This window comes from Algoriphagus alkaliphilus (assembly GCF_900103735.1).
GTDB classification, from domain to species: Bacteria; Bacteroidota; Bacteroidia; order Cytophagales; family Cyclobacteriaceae; genus Algoriphagus; species Algoriphagus alkaliphilus.
In genome coordinates, this window is record NZ_FMXE01000006.1 from 189,157 (window position 1) to 210,162 (window position 21,006).

A 21,006-nucleotide genomic window follows, 5' to 3' on the forward strand; every position below is an offset into this window, starting at 1 on the left:
CGAACCTTTCCTTAAGCGGAATTTGAAACAAACCTAATTTTCGTATTTTAGGCCCATAAATTTCGACCCTGTTATCCTTTTCACCTGATGGCTGTCCAGCCAAACCTCCAAAAAGCGAAACAGGCCAATCCTTTTTAGCATTCCTTAAACTATGAGTAACCAAACTCCAAAAATCCTCTACACGCTGACCGATGAGGCTCCAGCCTTAGCGACGTATTCGCTTCTGCCTATTGTTCAAGCATTCACCAAATCCGCCGGAGTTCAGGTGGAAACCCGTGACATTTCTCTTTCAGGAAGAATTATCGCGACTTTTTCAGAAAACCTAAAACCAGAACAGCGAATCAAAGACGATCTCGCTGAACTGGGGAAAATCGCAACCACTCCCGAGGCCAACATTGTAAAACTTCCAAATATTTCGGCTTCTGTCCCTCAGTTGAAAGCTGCAATCAAGGAGCTTCAATCCCAAGGGTTTGCGCTTCCTGAATATCCCGAAGAGCCAAAATCGGAAGAAGAAAAAAATATTAAAATCAAATATGACAAGATCAAAGGCTCTGCTGTAAATCCTGTCCTGCGCGAGGGGAATTCCGACCGACGGGCACCTTTGGCTGTGAAAAACTACGCCAGACAGCATCCCCATTCTATGGGTAAGTGGTCTGCAGATTCCAAAACACATGTGGATAGCATGACAGAGGGGGATTTTTATGGCAGCGAGAAATCACTGACCACAGCTTCTGCCACATCGGTCAACATAGAGTTGGTTGGTGAAGATGGAAAAAAAGAGACTTTAAAAGCCGGATTAAAGTTAATGGAGGGTGAAGTAGTCGATGCTGCTACGCTAAGTATCTCTGCTTTAAAAGCTTTCTTTAAAAAAGCCAAAGCTGATGCAAAATCTAAAGGTGTTCTCTTTTCACTGCACCTAAAAGCTACCATGATGAAGGTCTCAGATCCGATCATTTTTGGTCATGCGGTAAAGGTGTTTTTTGAGCCGGTATTTGAAAAACATGGTGAAACGTTCGATTCCCTTGGAGTGGACGTGAACAACGGTTTTGGTGATCTTTTAGCCAATCTGGAAAAGCTACCGGCCGAGAAGAAAGCGGATATTCTCGCAGATATCGAGGCTTGCTATGCAGAAAGCCCCGATGTGGCGATGGTGAATTCTGACAGAGGAATCACTAACCTTCACGTCCCAAGCGATGTAATCATCGACGCATCCATGCCTGCCATGATCCGTACTTCCGGTCAAATGTGGAATAAGACCGGCAAACTGCAAGACACTAAAGCGGTGATTCCTGACAGATCGTATGCCGGAGTTTATCAGGCGACGATTGACTTTTGCAAAGACAACGGAGCCTTCAATCCCGCCACGATGGGGAGTGTGCCCAATGTAGGCTTGATGGCCCAAAAGGCGGAAGAATATGGTTCGCATGACAAAACCTTTGAGGTTCCTTTCTCCGGAACTGTAAAAGTAATTGATGACAAAGGAACTGTTTTGCTTTCACACCAAGTGGAAGCAGGTGATATCTGGAGAATGTGCCAGACCAAAGACGCTCCAATTCAGGATTGGGTAAAGTTAGCTGTATCAAGAGCAAGACTTTCGAATACTCCGGCTGTTTTCTGGCTAGACGCACAGCGTGCACACGATGCAGAATTGATCAATAAAGTGAATCAATATTTGCCAAATCATGACACAACAGGCTTGGAGATTCACATCATGCCTCCAGTAGAAGCGACCATTTTCTCCTGCCAGCGCATCAAAGAAGGAAAAGATACCATTTCCGTAACCGGAAATGTATTGAGAGATTATTTGACGGATTTGTTCCCGATTTTGGAAGTTGGAACTTCTGCTAAAATGCTCTCCATCGTGCCACTCATGAATGGGGGAGGCTTATTCGAAACGGGTGCGGGCGGTTCTGCACCGAAGCATGTGGAACAATTTACCGAAGAAGGTCACTTGAGATGGGATTCTTTGGGTGAATTTTTGGCACTTGCAGTGTCCCTAGAACATTTAGGTCAGACATTCAATAATCCCGAAGCACTGTTACTAGCTGAAACCCTTGATAAGGCAACCGGAAAATGGCTGGAAAATGACAAGTCACCGGCACGGGTGGCAGGTAAATTAGACAATCGAGGCGGACACTTTTACCTTGCATTATACTGGGCAGAGGAATTGGCCTCACAGAAGAAAGATGCAGGACTACGCTCGAAATTTGCCCCAATAGCGAAAGCTTTGGAAGAAAATGAGGCCAAGATTGTAGAGGAGTACAATAGCTCTCAAGGTAAACCGGTGGATATCGGGGGGTACTTCAGACCAGATGTATCCAAAACCTCCATTGCCATGCGGCCAAGTAAGACCTTCAACGAAATCCTAACTTCCTTGATTTAATCAACTATCGGCCGGGTCTATCTGATCCGGCTTTTTTATTACCCTTCCTCAAAGCTTACTTCATTTTTCCTGAGAAACTCTTTGATCACCGAAACGTGAATGCATTCTCCTAAATGGATAAATGCATAATCATTTACTTTTTTGACTTTACCATGGGCAATCACTTCTTTCTCTTCGATATCAAACCCCAAATACAAATGCTTTGTACGGCTTTGCATTCCTACTATTCTACCTTCCGGATCAAATAAAGGACCACCACTTTGGCCCCGTAGACCCGGTGTGCTCATCTCTATTCCATATACTTTTCCGGCTTTATCTCCCAAAAATCGAGTCAGCATCCCTTCAATGGGAAAGCGGGGAGATCTGGGTTGACCAATTTTTGTCCACTCCAGGGTCTCTTTTTCTGTATTAAGTTGAAAGTTGGAAAACTCAGGAAATGGAAACCCCAATCGACAGAGCATCGCACCTGGCTGAGCACTTTGATCTTCTTTTAAAAAGAGTGGATTCCCGGAAATAGAAACCTTTTGAAATCCTTCAAATTTCAAAACTGCAAGGTCATATTCGGGATGAAGGAAAAAACGAATGTTGGAAATATGATCCACACAATCGACAAAGGTCACTTTCATCTCAGCAGTTTTTGACTCATCCAAGCCCATTCTTTTAGCCAAAGCCTTCTTCTGCCCAGTATTTAAGTTTTTGGATTCATTCTGATATTGCTCATATTTTTTATTGATGGCGTCGGCTTGAGTAAGCCATTGAGCGACATGCTTGCAGGTCAAGGCCCATCCTTCCTGATTTACAAAAAAAAGTGTAGCAGCTCCCCGCTCGACTTTGGTGCTTCCGAAATTTCTTGAAATGGAATGAATTGCACGAGTAAATCCGGCGACTCGCTGTATGGCATTTACAAACATGGGCTAGCGTTAATTGATTTTTAAACTCTTCTTTATTTCCCAAAGAATCAACTTTCAAATTGATTCTAAAAATATTTTAGCACGAAATCGATTGAAATTATCCAAATAGCATTTGGATCTGTAACCACCTGCAAGAAGTTTGGGCTAACCGTTTATTTGTAATAACTTAGCCAAAAGTCAGGATATTTTAGCCAAACGTGGCTTCCGGACCAAGTTTGTGAAATCAAACCTATATTCAAAATCAACAATACTTATGAGCAAAATTAAAGTAGGAATCAACGGATTCGGAAGAATCGGACGACTCGCCTTTCGCGTAGCGCAAGAAAGGGAAGACATGCAAGTAGTAGCTATCAATGACTTGATCGATGTAGACTACATGGCATACATGCTAAAATATGACTCAACTCACGGTCAGTTTAAAGGAACAGTGGAAGTAAAAGATGGATCCTTAATCGTGAATGGAAATAAAATCCGAGTGACTGCAGAAAAAAGCCCTGCTGCCCTAAAGTGGGGTGAAGTTGGAGCCGATTATGTGATCGAGTGCACGGGAATTTTTCTTACAAAAGAGACTGCTCAGGGTCATATTGATGCAGGTGCTAAAAAAGTAATCATGTCTGCCCCATCTAAAGACGATACACCGATGTTTGTAATGGGTGTAAATGAAAGCTCATACACTTCTGATATGGTGTTCGTCTCCAACGCGTCTTGCACGACCAACTGTTTGGCTCCTATCGCCAAGGTGTTGAATGACAACTGGGGCATCGAAGAAGGACTGATGACTACCGTTCACGCGACTACAGCCACTCAAAAGACAGTGGATGGTCCATCTGCCAAAGATTGGAGAGGTGGACGTGGAGCCAGTCAAAATATCATACCATCCTCTACCGGTGCCGCTAAAGCGGTGGGCAAGGTAATCCCTGAATTGAACGGGAAATTGACCGGTATGGCATTCCGCGTGCCGACTCCTAACGTCTCTGTCGTTGATTTGACGGTGAGACTGAAAAAGCCGGCAAAATATGCTGAAATCTGTGCTAAAATGAAGGAAGTGTCTGAGACTACCATGAAAGGTGTTTTGGGATATACCGAAGATGAGGTCGTTTCCACTGATTTCCTTGGAGATTCCAGAACCTCTATTTTTGATGCGGGAGCAGGAATTCAACTGTCCGACACATTTGTCAAAATTGTGTCTTGGTATGACAACGAATGGGGTTATTCCAACAAAGTGATAGAGCTTCTCGCTTACATCGCGAATAAATAAATTAAAAAGCCTCGAAGAGATTCGGGGCTTTTTTGCTGCAGAAGGATTGAAATCGGCAACCAAATAGTTGTTGAAAAGTTACCATCTAAAAGATCCAACATGTACCTCCCTTTTTTCCCACTCAAACTCGTTGCCTTCCCGGGCGAAGAATTAAACCTTCACATCTTCGAGCCAAGGTATCAGGAACTCCTAGCTGATGTAGAAGAGAATAAAACAAGTTTTGGTATTTGTGTTTTTACCAATCAACTGAGTGGTTATGGGACTGAAGTCATATTGGAAAAAATAAACAAGCGCTATGATGATGGTCGATTGGATATTCAGACGAGAGGATTGAGAGCATTCAAAATTTTGACCTTTGACAATCCAATGCGCGGTAAACTCTATTCGGGAGGAAAAGTGGACTTTCTCAAGGACGACCCAAAGATTACAGATGTACAGCATCATGAGTTTATTTTTTACCTGAAGGAGATGCTTCACCTGCTGAATTTTGAAGTGGAGTATGACCATCTTTTGGTCAATTCCTTCACCTTTGCCCATAAGGTTGGATTGCGATTGGAAGAAGAGCTAGAACTTCTTCAAATGGAATCAGAAAGTGAAAGAACGAATTTTTTAATAAATCACTTCAAGCGAATGATCCCAGTAATAAAAGCAGTGGAAAGCGCTAAAGAAAAAATTAAGTTAAATGGACACCACAAGTATTTAGACCCCTTGAATTTTTAATGTAAAATAAGAAAAGCAGACCATTTCTAGTCTGCTTTAGTGATCCCGCTGGGATTCGAACCCAGGACCCATACATTAAAAGTGTATTGCTCTACCAGCTGAGCTACAGAATCATATTTTAATTAAACAAAAAAGCGGAACGAATTCCGCTCATTTCTTTTGTGATCCGCTTAGGATTCGAACCTAAGACCTACTGCTTAGAAGGCAGTTGCTCTATCCAGCTGAGCTAGCGGACCAGGATAACTACTTCTAGTTATTAATTAAGTCGGGGTGGCAGGATTCGAACCTACGACCTCCACATCCCAAATGTGGCGCGATACCGGGCTACGCTACACCCCGAAGACTTTTTTTTCTTACTTACTTCCAACCAGTTTGTTAACTCACTGAGAATTTTAACTCCTTGCGAATTAAAATTGTGATCCCGCTGGGATTCGAACCCAGGACCCATACATTAAAAGTGTATTGCTCTACCAGCTGAGCTACAGAATCATTTATTTCACAAATTGAAAACTTCTTTTAGCTTTCTTAAATCTTCCAAATTGACTAATCAGACTTGCTTTTTGCCAGATCAATACCGTAATTGGACTGCAAATTTATGACTCTGAATTCTAAATGCCAAGCCTCAATTCAATCTTTCTGACAAAACTTTCCATATTTTTTTTCGTGTTCCTACAAAGTATTCATTGTCAGGCCAATGTACCGCAACTTTTGGTCGCAGATTCTTTGTTCGCACAGAGAAGTTATAAGGAAGCGCTGGAAATTTATCAAACAAACTACCAATTGGGTATCTATTCACCTTCGATGTTACTCAAAATGGCATTTATCACCGAGGGAATCGGAGATAAAGAAAACGCTACGCTTTACCTCAGCAAGTTCTATGATCTCAGCCCCAATCCACAAACCATAACAAAAATAAAGAGCTTAACGGGCCAAACCGAATTGATAGGATACGAAGTGAGTGACGGAATGAGATTCGTACTTTTTCTTGTGGAGTTCAAGGAAATAATCGTCGGTGCATTAACCTTGATTTTGATTATTTCTTTGATATTCCTCTGGTCAAAAGGGAACAAACTGACAGAAGCCAGATTTTATTGGCCATCCGTTCTGTTGATAACTTTGATTTTTGCTACCAACAATTTTCTGAAGGCTCAAAATGCAGCTTTAGTAACAAAAAGTCCGACTTTAATTGTTTCTAAACCAAGTGCCGGAGGCGAATTGGTTGATTTGGTAGAACCGGGACATCGCGTAAAAATCAAATCATCCAAGGACATCTGGTATGAGGTAGAATGGAAAGAAAAGATTGCATACATACGCAAAGACAACGTGACTAGACTTTAAACTTCCGATTCAATCAACCAGAAAACTAAAAAGCCCCGAGAATCTCGAGGCTTTTGGCGTTATAAGTTTTTGATTTGAAGATTTCGGTAGTGGACTACATCTCCATGATCTTGGAGGGCTATTTTTCCCTTTTTGTACTTCCCGAATCCAGGCATATCCTTGAACTTACTTTTCGCAATCAAAGCATCCCATTCAGGTGTCCAAAGAGACGTAGACACGATAGTCACTCCATTGAGGACCAAATCTAGTTTGGCTTGATTGACTATAATCTCAGCCTGATTCCATTCGCCGACAGGCTTTACTGTTTCCTGACTGCTTACAATCAAATCATAAAGATCACCCGCGCGGTGGCTGATGATCTTGGCATCAGGATGTCCATTGTTATCCAAAACCTGCATTTCAGGCCCTGTTTGCCACGGATATTGATATTGCGGAGATTCGTGGACTAAGAAGATTACTCCACTGTTTCCATTTGGCGCAATTTTCCATTCATACTTAAAGTGGAAATTTTCAAACTCTTCATTTGTAATAATGTCACCACCATCACCGGTCTGCCAACCATCTTTATTGGCAGCGTCAAGAAAAAGTGCTCCATTTTCAATTTTCCAGGCCTTTCCTACTTCACCTCCTCCATATTTTGACCACCCGTTAAATGTCTGGCCATCGAATAGTGATATCCATTCCTCAGTAGGTGCTCCCATCGCTACAGAATCCGCACTCGAGGATTCTTCAGATTTAGGTGCGGAACAGGCGGCAAGAAGTCCTGCCGCTGCCCACATTGCCAAATAGCTCTTCCTCATGGGTTATTTTTTAAGGAGAAGAACGTATCGAATCATATCTTTAGCGTCTTCTTCACTTAGTCCCGGATGCGCTGGCATTGGAACTTCTCCCCAAACGCCCACTCCCCCTTGAATTATTTTTGTTGCAAGCAAAGTCACGTTTGCTTCGGTATTTTCGTACTTCTCCGCTACCTCTGCGTAAGAAGGTCCTACAATTTTCCGTGCTACCATATGACAAGAAGTACAGTCTGAGGCTTTTACCTTTTCCAATCCTTTGATATAAATCGGATCATTTTGGTATTTCTCTTCCAGACTCATTTCTTTTGCTGGTGCAGCTGCAACAGGCTCCGCAGTTGTTTGGGCTGCCTTCTCTCCTCCTCCACATGCAAAGGTCAACCCGGCCAATGCAATCAGTCCCACGTTCAATAAATTGTTGATTTTCATTTTTAAGTAGTTGTTTTAATTTAATCAGATTCCCAATATTTTTTTGTTGAATGCTTCATCAGCTCCAGTTCCCGCAAAATCATCAAACGCCTTTTCGGTTACTCTTATGATATGACTTTCGATGAAAGGTGCTCCTTCTGCCGCACCTTGTTCAGGATGCTTGATTGCACACTCCCACTCTAAGACTGCCCATCCGCTGTAATCATACTGCGAAAGTTTGCTAAATATACCAGCAAAATCAACCTGTCCATCACCAAGGGAACGGAATCTTCCGGCACGTTCCACCCAACCCTGAAACCCACCATATACGCCCTGCTTTCCGGTGGGGTTAAACTCAGCGTCTTTTACATGGAACATTTTGATCCGGTCGTGATAGAAATCAATAAACTGGAGATAATCCAAACATTGAAGTACAAAATGGCTTGGGTCATAAAGGATATTTGCCCGCTTATGCCCGCCTACTTTTTCAAGAAACATCTCGAATGTAATGCCATCATGTAAATCTTCACCTGGGTGAAGTTCGTAGCAAACGTCTACCCCATAAGAGTCGAATTCATTCAAAATCGGTAGCCATCTTTTTGCCAATTCGGTAAAACCTGTCTCTACCAATCCCGCAGGTCGTTGTGGCCAAGGATATACCGTATGCCACATTAATGCACCTGAGAATGTCGCATGCGCTGTTAAACCAAGGTTTGCAGAAGCTTTAGCAGCATATTTTAACTGCTGAGTGGCCCATGCTGATTTTCCTTTCAGGTCACCTTTTAAATTCGCAGGAGCAAAACCGTCGAATAGCTCGTTGTAGGCAGGATGTACGGCCACAAGCTGACCTTGCAAATGGGTTGAAAGTTCAGAAATTTCCATTCCTGCATCTTCCACGACTCCTTTTATTTCGTCCGCGTAAGTTTTGCTTTCGGCTGCTTTTTGGAGGTCAATTAACCTGCCGTCCCAGCTTGGAATCTGTACTGCCTTGTAGCCCAAATCAGCCATGTAATTGCTGATATTTTTCAAATTGTTAAAAGGGGTCTTGTCATCGGCAAATTGAGCCAAAAAGATTGCCGGACCTTTGATAGTTTTCATATGATTATAATTTGTTTTTAATGGCCATATGGAATCTCGCTTAGTTGATAATCTCATAACGATGAGAATCATCCTTCATGCTCGATTTCATAGGATTTACTGGGTTTGAGTTTTAAGCAAGAATTATTTCTCTACTATAAATGGCGTCCATTTCAAGTCGGACTTAGTACTTTGTAATACATGATCGATAAAGGCCATTCCCCGAATGCCATCCTCGATTCCCGGATAATCTTCCCACTCCCACTTAGGTTTTTCTCCTGCTCGGTCCGCATAGATACATCTGGCAAAATTGCGGTAAAGATTTGCAAATGCCTCAATGTACCCCTCCGGATGTCCTGCCGGAGTTCGGGTGTTTTCTTGGGCAAGAGAGCCTAAATATCCTGTGCCTGCTCTATAAATTCTTGCAGGCTCATTAGGAAAACGAACGGTCAGGGAATTATTGAGCTCTTGCTCCCATTCCAACCCCCCTTTTTCTCCATAAACCCGGACTTTGAGGTTGTTTTCGCAGCCTGTATCAGTCTGGGAAGCCATTAGGACACCTGAAGCGCCATTTTCAAATCGAAGCAAAACCACTCCGTCATCATCAATCGGTCTTCCTTCAATCTTGATGTAAAGGTCCGCACACACTTGCGATACTTTTTCACCGGTGATATACTCTGCCATGTGAAAAGCATGGGTTCCAATATCACCCATACATCCAGCCAAGCCATTTCTGGCAGGATCTGTTCGCCATTCTGCTTGTTTATTATTTTCCGTTTCCAAAAGCTTATATAACCAACCCTGAGGGTATTCGACATAGACTTTTCGGACTTTTCCGATTTCTCCATTAGCGATCATCTGCTTTGCTTGCTTGATCATCGGATAACCGGAATAAGTATGCGTGAGTAAAAACCGCGGGGTTGAGTTTTTAACAATATGATAGAGCGCTTTGGCTTCTTGATAATTCAAGGTCAAAGGTTTGTCCAGAGCGACATGAAAACCATATTTCAAGGCTTTTACGGTCGGATCAAAATGTACATTGTTTGGGGTGACAATCGCAACCACGTCCATCCGCTCACCTTCAGGAAGCTTGGATTCTTTTTCGTACATCTCATCATAGGATCCATATACTCTGGAAGGATCGAGCATGAGCTCCTCACCACGTTGTTTGGATTTGGCCGGATTGGAGCTGAAAGCACCACAAACGAGATCAAACATCCCATCCATCAAAGCGCCATTGAGGTGGATCGCTCCGATAAAGGACCCCGGTCCTCCGCCTACAAGTCCGAGTTTCAGTTTTTTAGCTGTTGACATTGGTCAAAAGATTAGTTTATTAGGTTATTTTGAGTTGGAAATAATTTCTAAATGGGAATTTCGAGGTTCCTCAGCGCTGGAAAGCCAGAATATGACAAATTGCATCATTGGGTTATGAACGGCTTGGGCAAAACTTTTTAGCTCCTTTTTTCAGAATCTCAAAGGAGATGCTTAAAATACGGCAAAAAGCCCAAATTCTAAATTTCAAATCTTAATTTCCATATTTAAACCCAATTTAATCGCCTATGAATTTCCCCACTAAGTTTCGACTTTCTCTGATGATGTTTATGGAGTTTTTTGTTTGGGGATCCTGGTATGTTACGATGGGGACTTTTCTTGGAAACAACCTTCAGGCAAAAGATCAGGATATTTCGCTGGCATTTTCCACCCAATCATTTGGTGCTATCATCGCTCCTTTTATCGTAGGCTTAATCGCAGATCGCTATTTCCATGCACAACGGATTCTGGGGGTAATCCATTTGATCGGGGCTGTCTTGATGTATTTACTTTATTCAGCAACAAATTTTTCGGGATTTTTCCCTGTATTGTTGGCCTACATGATCCTTTTCATGCCAACACTTGCCTTGGTCAATGCGATTTCATTCAATCAGATGAAAGATCCGGCCAAGGAATTTTCTATTATCAGAATATGGGGAACGATTGGTTGGATTGCAGCCGGGTTACTGGTTTCCTATTTGGCATGGGACAGTCAGGCCGGGCTGGCAAGTGGTCTGTTGAAAAACACTTGGGTCATGGCTGCAGCCGTTTCTTTGATTCTTGGAATATACAGCTTCACTTTACCCTCCACCCCACCAAGAGCAAAATCCACAGGAGGGTTTAAGCTTTCAGAGATTTTGGGTTTGGATGCACTTTCTCTATTAAAGGACAGAAATTTTGCGATTTTCTTTCTTTCCTCCATTTTGATCTGTATTCCTCTGGCATTTTATTACCAGAATGCCAGTCCTTTTTTGACTGAAATCGGCGTTGAAAATTCAACCGGAAAAATGGCTTTAGGGCAGGTATCAGAAGTGTTGTTTTTACTGGCCTTACCCCTATTCTTATCTCGATTTGGATTCAAAAAAACCCTGATCGTGGCCATGTTGGCATGGGCAATCAGGTATGTATTCTTCGCATTTGGTGATGAAGACTCGGGGGTTTGGATGCTGTTGGTAGGAATTGTGCTCCATGGAGTTTGCTATGATTTCTTTTTCGTGAGCGGACAGATCTACACGGATTCCCATGCCGGAGAAAAATTCAAGTCATCTGCTCAGGGACTTATCACGCTGGCCACCTACGGCATTGGGATGCTAATTGGCTTCTGGGCGGCCGGTCAAATCTCCAATTACTACCTTGCTGAGACCGGTCTTCACTTCTGGAAGTCAATTTGGTTGATTCCTGCTGGTATTTCCGTTCTGGTTTTACTATTTTTCATTTCTTTTTTCAAAGAAGAAAAAGTCAAGCCTCACCTTTAAACCCAAAACACCAATGAATTTCGATTCAAGTAGAAGGTCTTCCTTCAAAAAAATGATCCTCGGAGGAGCCGCAATGGGAACATTGGCATCTTTCGACTGGAAAGAAGGCAATGCTCCCCTCCAACTCAAAGGAAATATCAACCACGGCGTCTGTGCCTGGACTATGCCCTCACTCAACTTGGATGAGCTTTGCGTAGCTATTAAAAAAATAGGCTTTAATGCCATCGACTTGGTTGGCCCTAAAGGTTGGGATACGCTGAAAACTCACGGTGTGGAATGTTCGATGTGCAATGGTGCAGAATTGGGAATTCCCAAAGGCTGGAATGATCCGCAGTACCACGAGCAACTCATAAAAAACTACACTGAGCTGATCCCCGAAGTAGCCAAGTACGGATATAAAAACCTGATTTGCTTCTCTGGAAACCGGAACGGGATGGACGATGAAGTCGGGATGAAAAACTGCTCAGAAGGATTGAAAAAAATTATGGCCTTAGCAGAGAGACACGGCGTGATCATACAGATGGAATTGCTCAATAGCAAAGTAAATCACAAAGATTACATGTGTGATCTATCTGCTTGGGGAGTAGAACTTTGTAAAATTGTAGGGAGCGAAAACTTCAAGTTGCTATATGATATCTATCACATGCAGATAGACGAGGGTGATATCATCCGAACCATCCAAACAAACCATCAATATTTCGGTCATTATCATACAGCCGGCAATCCCGGTAGAAATGAGCTGGATGAAAATCAGGAGATCAACTATCCTGCTGTCATGAGGGCCATTGTAGCCACTGGCTATAAAGGGTATGTTTCACATGAATTCATCCCGAAATCTGAAGACAAAATCGCCGCGCTGGCTCAGGCAGTCCAGGTCTGTGACGTGTAATTTATTAAACCAAAAATACCATACCTATGGCAAATGAAGCGTATGACGCAATCGTAGTTGGGTCAGGAATTAGCGGCGGAATGGCCGCTAAAGAGCTGACGGAGAAGGGGCTGAAAGTACTGCTCCTGGAGAGGGGCCCAATGGTTGAGCACGTAAAGGATTACAAGAGTGCTACTCTTCCTCCTTGGGAAGTACCCCACAGAGGTAGAAGAACGCAAGAACAACTTGAAAATCATCCAAACTTAAGAAGAGACTATGTTCTCAACGAACTTAACCTGGACTGGTGGGCACACGAAAGTGATTCACCCTATGTGGAGGACAAGCCATTCACTTGGTTCAGAGGATATCAAGTCGGGGGCAGATCTTTACTTTGGGGAAGACAGTCCTATCGCTGGGCCAACCTTGATTTTGAAGCGAATGCCAAAGAAGGTATTGCTGTAGACTGGCCAATCCGATACAATGACCTAGCGTCTTGGTATAGCTATGTAGAAAAATTCATTGGGGTTTCAGGCTCCAAAGACGGATTGGCAATTTTGCCTGATGGAGAATTCCAAAAGCCAGTTCCAATGAACTGTGTCGAAATAGATGCTGCTGCAAAAATCAAAGAACACTACAAGGGGGCAAGAAACTGGACGATTGGTCGTCCGGCGAATAATACCGAACCACTTCCCGGCAGACCGGGCTGTCAATACAGAAACAAATGTTCTTTGGGATGCCCTTTTGGAGGCTACTTCAGTACTCAAGCGTCGACCCTTCCTGCTGCACAAGCTACGGGGAATTTGACCTTGAGACCCTGGTCTATCGTCCGTCGATTGATCTATGACAAAGACACCAAAAAAGCTACCGGTGTAGAAGTACTCGATGCTGAGACCAACCAAACGGTAGAATACGATGCGAAAATCGTATTCTTATGTGCTTCTGCATTTAATTCAACCGCCATTTTGATGCGTACTGCCACCGACATCTGGCCTGGTGGATTGGGATCTTCGTCTGGAGAACTCGGACATAATGTGATGGATCACCATTTCCGTTTGGGTGCCAACGGTACCATGGAAGGCTACGAAGACAAGTACTATTTTGGTCGAAGACCGACTGGTCTTTACATCCCTCGATTCAGAAATCTGAATGGCGAAAAGCGTGATTACCTCAGAGGCTTTGGCTATCAAGGGGGTGCAAGCAGAAGTGGCTGGAGTAGAGACGTGGCGGAGTTGGGATTCGGTGCGCCAATGAAAGGTGCCCTGACCGAACCGGGACCTTGGGGAGTCGGATTCACTGCTTTCGGAGAAATTCTACCTTATCATGACAACACGATCAAACTTTCTGACACCGTGAAAGACAAGTGGGGAATGGAAGCCCTTGTCATGAGTGCCGAGATTAAAGAAAATGAAATCAACATGCGTAAGGACATGATGGCTGATGCGGCAGAGATGCTTGAAGTAGCCGGATTCAAAAATGTCAAAACATATGATGCTGGCTATACTTTCGGTCAAGGAATTCATGAAATGGGTACAGCTAGAATGGGTCGTGATCCAAAGACTTCTGTATTGAATGGAAACAATCAAGTGTGGGAAGCGAAAAATGTATTTGTCACTGACGGCGCTTGCATGACTTCTGCGGCTGCTCAAAACCCATCATTGACTTACTTGGCGCTGACTGCAAGAGCGGCAGCTTTCGCAGTGGATGAATTGAAAAAGATGAACCTCTAATTCGAGAAAGAAATGACTGTAATGAATAGAAGAGACGCGCTGAAAAGCGTCGCCCTGATGATGGGAGGCACTATGATTGGAGCCACAGCCATCTTGACCGGTTGTTCACCCGAACGACAGCTGAAAGACCTCAATTTTAGCCCGGAAGATCTCGCTTTTCTGGATGAAATCGGAGAAACCATAATTCCCACCACAGATACTCCAGGTGCAAAAGCAACCAAAATCGGTGAATTCATGATCATGATGGTGAAAGACACTTATGATTCTGATCAGCAAAAAGCATTCGTCGACGGATTGAATAAGTTGAGCAAAGACTTCAAAACTGAAAAAGGCACTGATTTCATGAAAGCCAGTGCAGAAGAGCGACTTGCCTTCCTGAATGGAATGCAGGAAAAATTCAAGGCAAGTGGCGACGCAAGAGAACCTATTGTTATCAACATGCTGCGTGATTTGACTCTTTTGGGATATTTTACCTCTGAAATTGGTGCTACACAAGCACTCAACTATGTGGAAGTTCCAGGAAGATACGATGGTTGCATAGAGTATAAGAAGGGCGACAAAGCCTGGGCGATCTAATCATCGTCAGCTATAAATTTTATCTGCCTGCCTGACTTAAGGCAGGCATTTTTATTCAACCCAATTATGAAGAACCAAAGAAGAAAATTTATCCAAATGGGAGCCATGCTTGGAATGGGTGCGGCCTTTATGCCCCTACAGTTCTGCGCGGCTCCAAAAAAGAAAGAAGGGGACTTGGATCAACCCGTCAAATCAACACTGAGTGCCTTTGGTATTCAGCTTTATTCTGTCAAGGAAGATATGGCAGTAGATGCTCAAGCGACGATGAGATCCTTGGCAGGCTTCGGTTATCAGCAATTTGAGGGATTTGACGGAGGTAAGGGAATACTGTGGGGAATGCAACCGGCAGAGTTCAAATCGCTGCTGTCAGAAATTGGCACTACAATGGTCGCCTCTCATGCCAATGTATTCGAAAACCTTGAAGCCCAAGCTGCGCAGGCAGCCGAAGTTGGAATGAAATACCTGATATGTCCTTGGATCGGACCTCAGAAATCCTTGGATGATTATAAGAAAAAGGCAAATGAATTTAACCAGATCGGTGAAAAGCTAAAGTCCTTTGGATTGCGATTTGCCTACCATAATCATGATTACACCTTTGTAAATCAAGAAGGCTCCATCCCTCAGGACATCTTGATGGACAATACTGATCCAGAACTGGTAGATTTCGAAATGGATATTTACTGGGTGCATGTAGCGAATGCAAAACCTGCTGAGTATCTCGCTAAATATCCGGGGCGATTCAGACTTTGTCACCTCAAAGATGCGGAAAGTGGAACAGGCGATCCACATCAGCGTGGCGTTCTGCTGGGAGCAGGCGAAATTCCCTACGCAGATTTGATCAAACAATCCAAAGCAATAGGAATGGAGTATTTTATTGTCGAGCAGGAAAGATTCCCTTCCGGCACACCGATGGAAGCTGCAGAGACGAATGCAAAGTATTTGTCAGCATTGCAATATTAAATCATCCCCCGGTTACTTTCTGACTTTCTAAACAAAAGCAGGAACATCACCACAACCAAAATAATCAGCAAAGCCACTTCAAACTGAGCCCAAATCTGGGATCGATTTATAAGAACTTTGGCTTTGCTGATTAATTTTTCACCTTCCTCCATCTGGATTTTACTCAGATTATCCAAATCCTTTCGGGCCAGCGAAATTTTATCATCATAGATTTTGACCTGAGCACGGTTGATCCCTGCAGAATCAGAAAAAAGCAAATCATAGCTTTTGATATTGAGGTCGGTTTGGATGATTTTTTTGAAATCAGTGAGATATCCGGCCTCTTGTTCAGTGAGGTTAGTCGCCTCAAAATCGGAGATTATCGCCAGAATTGAGTTTTCGTTACTCGCTATTTCATCGATCACTTTTGAATAATCATAGTCAATATTGCAGTGGTCAACCAGTTTTTGGATTTGAAACAGATTTTCTGATATCTGAAAAATATAACCCTCGACGACCAGCCGGTCATTATAAACTTCAGTAAAAGTATTGCTGATACTTCGAAAGGATTGTCTTTCCAATAGATTCTTGCTGTACAACAGTAGTAATAAGATGCCGATAATGATCAGAGCCCGGATTTTTCTTCTTTTAAGGATGGAATCTTGCATAATATGGGTTTATTACTGTAACAGCCAGCTCTAAGTAAGATACATTCTCAGACTTTACAAACAACAGAGCCGAGTTTGATAAGTTTCCTCATTTCAAATTCTCTAATCAAGGCTTTTTGTCATAAACCCGCACATAATCGACCTCCATACGCTGAGGCCAAATACTGGCATCCACACCCTTAGCTCCTCCCCAATTCCCCCCTACAGCAATATTCAGAATTAGATGAAAAGGCTGATTAAATGGCCATTCTTTATAATCATTTCCAGTATTTTCGAAAGTAAAGTATTTCTGACCGTCAATAAAGAAATCGATTTTTTCTTCGGTCCAGTCGATTGCATAAACATGGAAGTCATTCTGAAAATCCGAAACCATAAGCTGCGCTCCTTTTTGCGTTCCGATAGAATGATTGAATGCTTCAGTGTGAACCGTCCCATGAACTTTTCCCGGATCATACCCGACATGTTCCATGATGTCGATTTCTCCATTCTTTGGCCAGCCTCCATGCCTGTTTTCTTCTGGAAGCATCCAGATTGCAGGCCAAGTCCCTATTCCTTCCGGTAGTTTTGCTTTGATTTCAATGTAACCATATTTCCACGCTGCTTTCCCCTTGGTAACCAATCGAGCCGAGGTATAGCCTTTGGGATGGCTGGAGTCTGCATGCGCCTCAATGATTAAAATCCCATTTTCGGTACGGGCATTTTTTAAGTCGTTTTTAGAATAATACTGAAGCTCCTTGTTTCCCCAGCCATGATCGCCGACATCATAACTCCAGCTTTTAGGATCCGGAAGCCCGTCCCTGTCAAATTCATCTGACCAGATTAAATTTTGAGAAAAAGTTTCTTGCCCACAAAACACAGCTAACCAGAAACTTATGAATAATACAGGCGTTAGTCTTGATTTAATTTTACTTAGTTTTGAAACTATATTCAATTTTAATCGTGTCATATAGTAAATTGTTTTATTCATAAATCTAAAATTTTAAACTATATCATTACAACTTAAAGGTACTTGGAATCAGATAAAAGGAGAATTAAAAGAAAAATTTGGTGAGCTAACTGATGATGACCTGTTGTACCAAGAAGGTCAGGAAGACAAAATTCTTGGAAAACTTCAGGAAAAAACGGGCGAAAATATCGAAAGCCTTCGAAAAATGATTTTCAAAGAAGTGCAGCATTAATCCCAAATCTAACTTTTTGAAAAATGGTCGGCCCTCAAACCGGCCATTTTTGCTTTCGGAGGTTTCAACGAACCAAAGAGAATCGTAACTTGCTTTAATAAACCCAAAAATATGGCTTATTACTTTAAACTAGGACAAATACCACCTAAACGACATACCCAATTCCCTCAGCCTGACGGAAGCCTTTATAAAGAGGAATTGGTCAGTTCCAAAGGCTTCTCCGGAATTTATTCAAACCTCTACCATATCTATAATCCCAATGAGGTCAAATCAATCGGTACTCCAAAACCCTACAGCTGGGAACCTGCAAAAGCGCATGGCCTAAATCAAACGCATTTGAAAACATCCGGAGTCGATATCACAGGCGAAGATTACCTCAGCGCCCGGAGGATGTTGATGATGAACAATGATGTGATGATGGGTATTTGTTCACCCCGAAAGCGAAAGATGGACTTCTACTTCAAAAATGCTGATGGAGATGAAATCATTTATATCCATGATGGAGAAGGTATTCTTTACTCACAGTTCGGCAAGTTGGAAGTGAAAAAAGGGGATTACATAATCATTCCAAGAACTACAATTTATCGATTTGAATTCAATGAGGAAGGGCCTCTGAGGCTACTAGTCATCGAATCTCACGGGCCGGTAGAAACTGTAAAAAGATATAGAAATGAAGTTGGGCAGCTGCTGGAACACTCTCCCTATTGTGAGCGTGACATCCGACCGCCGCATGAATTGCACATCGACCGTGAAAAAGGCGATTACTTGGTTCAAATCAAAAAACAAGGCTTTCTTCACCAATATTCATACGGACACAGTCCTTTAGACATCGTGGGATGGGATGGTTACCTGTACCCCTATGCACTTTCCATACATGATTTTGAGCCAATCACTGGACGAATACACCAACCGCCTCCTGTACATCAGACCTTTCAAGCTTGGGGTTTTGTAATATGCTCTTTCGTCCCCAGACTATTCGATTACCATCCCTTGGCAATTCCAGCACCTTATAACCACTCCAACATCGATTCCGACGAAGTCTTATATTATGCCGAGGGAGAATTTATGAGCAGAAAAGGCATTGATCGGGGTTCATTTACCATTCACATGGGAGGATTGCCTCATGGTCCCCATCCGGGAACAGTAGAAAAATCCATCGGAGCAAAGGAGACGCATGAATATGCGGTCATGTTGGACACACATCGTCCCTTGTTCATAACCACCGATGCCCTAGAGTTTGTCGATAATAACTACCCAATGAGCTGGACTGAATAACTTCCTGACAGTAAAGCTGAAAATCCCCTTATCCTACTTGGAAAAAACCATAAAACCCGATCTGATTGATTCATTTCGGGTTTTATGGATATATCGCGAGTCTCAATCCAGTATTTCTTTGATCGGCTGACCGGTAGTTCCATTTGGCATCCTGGTTTTGAGAAGTATGGATAAGGTTGGCGCGATGTCAGTGACAGAAGTATAGGCAGCACTTTTACCCTGCTTAATCCCCCATCCATAAAATGCTACCGGTACATGAGTGTCATAGCTGTAGCCAGAACCGTGAGTCGTCCCTCGCTGACCACCGGCAAGCCAAGCAGGCTCCAATACCAATAATACATCACCGGAAGCCTTATGATTATAACCCATCTGCAGCAGACTTTTTTGATGCTTTGTATACTCTTGAGTACGAAGATCAAAGGAAGTGTAGGCCTCCTTTACCCCCTTAAACCGAAGTGAAAACTCAGCTACATCCCGCTGCATTTGGACAAAATCAATGTTCATTTCCCTCGCTAAGTCTCTGTTCAGAAATACCTGTTCATTTGAAAAATTAAGTATCCAATTCCCTTCTCCATATTTCGCCAAAGCAAATCCTCTCAACTGATTCATGACCATACCTGAATTGAAATTTCCTCCGGGGACATTTTCACTCACCATATAGGCAGGAACTTCCGCAACACCATGGTCGGCTGTGATAAAGGCCACATATTGTCCTTTTCCAATAGTTTTGTCCAAATAATCAAAGAATTTAGTCAGCTCACGGTCCAACCTCAAATAAGTATCTTCTACCTCAATCGAGGGGGGACCAAATCTGTGACCGATGTAATCCGGGCTGGAAAAACTCACCGCCAGAAAATCTGTCTCCCCGCGCTGTCCCAGCTTTTCTCCCTCGATGGCAGCATAGGCAAAGTCAAACGTAAGCGTGTTTCCATAAGGTGTTGATGAAACCAAGCCATAGCCACCATTATCAGCCTTAAGTGAATCTAAGTTATAGGGAAACGTAGGAGTCAACTTGCCGACAAATGGCCCTTCGAAGTCGTTATTGTCAGCAATACTGTTTTTGTAAGTGTTGATTGGAAAAAGTGTATTCCAGGTTTGCTTCAAATAGGTGTCTGGTAGTTTTTTGGCATTGAAACCTGAAACCCATTTTGGCAAAGTCAGGGAGTCATAATAGTACGTAGAGGTCATAAAATCGCCATTCACATCATCATACCAGTACGCATCACCGGTATGTCCCGCCGGAAGACTTGCTCCCCGATCCTTTATTGCAATCCCTACCACCTTTGATCGTTTATTGGTGGCAAATCTCAATTCATCTGTAATGGTTGTGGTCAGCATGTTTCTTGGACTGATTTCCCCATTTCCAGGAGTACCTGCCACATTGGTGACGGTGCTATCTTCAGCGCAATATATTGCCCTGCCCAACTGCTTCACGTACCAGTTATTTGCGATTATTCCATGTGTTGCCGGCGTTGTGCCTGTGTAAACTGAGGCATGACCTGGTCCGGTATAGGTGGGGATATAATTGTAATGCCCATTGGTCATCATATATCCCTGATCAGTAAACCGCTTAAACCCACCTTCTCCAAATCTTTCTCCAAATCGATAAAAATATTCTTGCCTCATTTGGTCGACGATTATTCCCACCACCAGTTTAGGACGTTCCGTTTGACTTTGTGCCAAAGCGACAAGTTGCACTGCAAAAAGCAATATTCCCAGAGCCAATAATTTTCGCATGATACTTCTGTTTTTTTATCAAAGATAAAAATATACCCCATTCAGCAGATTAACACTTTGTTAATTGGACGAATGGAGAAAAATTGGTTTTTCCCGATTTTCTTAATTCCACAGCTTACCTCAACTTTTCAGTACTATCAATCAAACGCCTGGTGTATCCTGGCCTATTTCCCGAAAATCAAAAAAAGAAGTCGAGTAGGTAAGGGGAATTTCACCCCAAACCTCTCACAGCACCGTGCGTGATAGTCTCTCCGCCGCGGCGGACGCTTCCAAAGTCAGGTCCCCTACTTTTTACCAAGAGTTGGTGGTACAAGTTGCCAATGTGCGAATAGATTTGGCTTTCCCCGGTAAACTGTTACCAGC

19 protein-coding genes and 4 tRNA genes are annotated in these 21,006 nt (G+C 43.0%); 11 read left to right on the plus strand and 12 right to left on the minus strand.

The annotated features are described in order from the left end of the window. Positions 1–151 precede the first annotated feature (151 nt). Positions 152–2,383 carry an NADP-dependent isocitrate dehydrogenase gene (locus BLQ81_RS05515; protein ID WP_092728949.1) on the plus strand — a complete coding sequence of 744 codons (2,232 nt, stop codon included), beginning with the start codon at positions 152–154 and terminating at the stop codon, positions 2,381–2,383. A 38-nt stretch (positions 2,384–2,421) separates the two neighbouring features. On the opposite strand, the gene BLQ81_RS05520 is transcribed toward BLQ81_RS05515, so the two are convergent. Continuing rightward, positions 2,422–3,294: a S1 family peptidase gene (locus BLQ81_RS05520; protein ID WP_092728950.1), complete on the minus strand. Its 873-nt coding sequence runs from the start codon at positions 3,292–3,294 to the stop codon at positions 2,422–2,424. 253 nt (positions 3,295–3,547) lie between these two features. Here BLQ81_RS05520 and gap point away from each other — a divergent pair, with 253 nt between their 5' ends. After that, the gene (gene gap / locus BLQ81_RS05525; RefSeq protein ID WP_092728951.1) at positions 3,548–4,552 is read left to right on the plus strand and encodes a type I glyceraldehyde-3-phosphate dehydrogenase; all 1,005 of its coding nucleotides are present in this window, start codon (positions 3,548–3,550) and stop codon (positions 4,550–4,552) included. 99 nt (positions 4,553–4,651) lie between these two features. Further along, a complete protein-coding gene (locus BLQ81_RS05530) occupies positions 4,652–5,272 on the plus strand; it encodes an LON peptidase substrate-binding domain-containing protein (protein ID WP_092728952.1) in 621 nt (206 codons plus the stop codon). 40 nt (positions 5,273–5,312) lie between these two features. On the opposite strand, the gene BLQ81_RS05535 is transcribed toward BLQ81_RS05530, so the two are convergent. The 4 genes from BLQ81_RS05535 to BLQ81_RS05550 form a co-directional block, all read right to left on the minus strand. Continuing rightward, positions 5,313–5,385, minus strand: a tRNA-Lys gene (locus tag BLQ81_RS05535). 49 nt (positions 5,386–5,434) lie between these two features. Next, positions 5,435–5,508, minus strand: a tRNA-Arg gene (locus BLQ81_RS05540). Positions 5,509–5,537: 29 nt separating this feature from the next. Next, positions 5,538–5,611 (minus strand) — tRNA-Pro (locus tag BLQ81_RS05545). Positions 5,612–5,688: 77 nt separating this feature from the next. Continuing rightward, positions 5,689–5,761, minus strand: a tRNA-Lys gene (locus tag BLQ81_RS05550). Positions 5,762–6,073: 312 nt separating this feature from the next. On the opposite strand from BLQ81_RS05550, the gene BLQ81_RS05555 reads away from it, so the two are divergent. After that, a complete protein-coding gene (locus tag BLQ81_RS05555; protein ID WP_245693183.1) occupies positions 6,074–6,610 on the plus strand; it encodes an SH3 domain-containing protein in 537 nt (178 codons plus the stop codon). A 59-nt stretch (positions 6,611–6,669) separates the two neighbouring features. On the opposite strand, the gene BLQ81_RS05560 is transcribed toward BLQ81_RS05555, so the two are convergent. The 4 genes from BLQ81_RS05560 to BLQ81_RS05575 all read right to left on the minus strand — a co-directional run bounded on the left by BLQ81_RS05560 (position 6,670) and on the right by BLQ81_RS05575 (position 10,203). Continuing rightward, positions 6,670–7,410, minus strand: a complete 741-nt coding sequence (locus BLQ81_RS05560) for a 3-keto-disaccharide hydrolase (RefSeq protein WP_092728954.1) — start codon at positions 7,408–7,410, stop codon at positions 6,670–6,672. Positions 7,411–7,413: 3 nt separating this feature from the next. Further along, a complete protein-coding gene (locus tag BLQ81_RS05565) occupies positions 7,414–7,833 on the minus strand; it encodes a c-type cytochrome (protein ID WP_092728955.1) in 420 nt (139 codons plus the stop codon). 24 nt (positions 7,834–7,857) lie between these two features. Next, positions 7,858–8,910, minus strand: a complete 1,053-nt coding sequence (locus BLQ81_RS05570; RefSeq protein ID WP_092728956.1) for a sugar phosphate isomerase/epimerase family protein — start codon at positions 8,908–8,910, stop codon at positions 7,858–7,860. Between the two features lie 123 nt (positions 8,911–9,033). Next, entirely contained in the window at positions 9,034–10,203 is a 1,170-nt protein-coding gene (locus tag BLQ81_RS05575) for a Gfo/Idh/MocA family protein (protein WP_092728957.1), read from the minus strand. A gap of 245 nt (positions 10,204–10,448) precedes the next feature. On the opposite strand from BLQ81_RS05575, the gene BLQ81_RS05580 reads away from it, so the two are divergent. From BLQ81_RS05580 to BLQ81_RS05600, 5 genes are all read left to right on the plus strand, one after another. Next, the gene (locus tag BLQ81_RS05580) at positions 10,449–11,675 is read left to right on the plus strand and encodes a nucleoside permease (protein ID WP_092728958.1); all 1,227 of its coding nucleotides are present in this window, start codon (positions 10,449–10,451) and stop codon (positions 11,673–11,675) included. A gap of 13 nt (positions 11,676–11,688) precedes the next feature. Beyond that, positions 11,689–12,564, plus strand: a complete 876-nt coding sequence (locus tag BLQ81_RS05585) for a hydroxypyruvate isomerase family protein (protein ID WP_092728959.1) — start codon at positions 11,689–11,691, stop codon at positions 12,562–12,564. A 26-nt stretch (positions 12,565–12,590) separates the two neighbouring features. After that, complete coding sequence (locus tag BLQ81_RS05590; RefSeq protein ID WP_092728960.1) at positions 12,591–14,270, plus strand: GMC oxidoreductase; 1,680 nt, start codon at positions 12,591–12,593, stop codon at positions 14,268–14,270. A 21-nt stretch (positions 14,271–14,291) separates the two neighbouring features. Continuing rightward, a complete protein-coding gene (locus BLQ81_RS05595; protein WP_092728961.1) occupies positions 14,292–14,846 on the plus strand; it encodes a gluconate 2-dehydrogenase subunit 3 family protein in 555 nt (184 codons plus the stop codon). A gap of 66 nt (positions 14,847–14,912) precedes the next feature. Continuing rightward, positions 14,913–15,806, plus strand: coding sequence for a sugar phosphate isomerase/epimerase family protein (locus BLQ81_RS05600; RefSeq protein ID WP_092728962.1), 894 nt, complete (start codon positions 14,913–14,915; stop codon positions 15,804–15,806). Here the strand turns inward: BLQ81_RS05600 and BLQ81_RS05605 are convergent. After that, positions 15,803–16,453 (minus strand): MCP four helix bundle domain-containing protein, encoded by a 651-nt coding sequence (locus BLQ81_RS05605; RefSeq protein WP_092728963.1) that lies wholly within the window; start codon positions 16,451–16,453, stop codon positions 15,803–15,805. The two genes, BLQ81_RS05600 and BLQ81_RS05605, sit on opposite strands and share 4 nt — an antisense overlap. A 106-nt stretch (positions 16,454–16,559) precedes the next feature. Continuing rightward, positions 16,560–17,420 (minus strand): glycoside hydrolase family 16 protein, encoded by an 861-nt coding sequence (locus BLQ81_RS05610; RefSeq protein WP_245693184.1) that lies wholly within the window; start codon positions 17,418–17,420, stop codon positions 16,560–16,562. Positions 17,421–17,439: 19 nt separating this feature from the next. Here BLQ81_RS05610 and BLQ81_RS05615 point away from each other — a divergent pair, with 19 nt between their 5' ends. Together BLQ81_RS05615 and BLQ81_RS05620 are read left to right on the plus strand one after the other, a co-directional pair. Continuing rightward, positions 17,440–17,631, plus strand: a complete 192-nt coding sequence (locus BLQ81_RS05615; RefSeq protein WP_092728964.1) for a CsbD family protein — start codon at positions 17,440–17,442, stop codon at positions 17,629–17,631. 111 nt (positions 17,632–17,742) lie between these two features. Next, complete coding sequence (locus tag BLQ81_RS05620) at positions 17,743–18,906, plus strand: homogentisate 1,2-dioxygenase (RefSeq protein ID WP_092728965.1); 1,164 nt, start codon at positions 17,743–17,745, stop codon at positions 18,904–18,906. Between the two features lie 102 nt (positions 18,907–19,008). On the opposite strand, the gene pafA is transcribed toward BLQ81_RS05620, so the two are convergent. Beyond that, a complete protein-coding gene (gene pafA, locus BLQ81_RS05625; protein WP_092728966.1) occupies positions 19,009–20,643 on the minus strand; it encodes an alkaline phosphatase PafA in 1,635 nt (544 codons plus the stop codon). Positions 20,644–21,006: the final 363 nt, after the last annotated feature.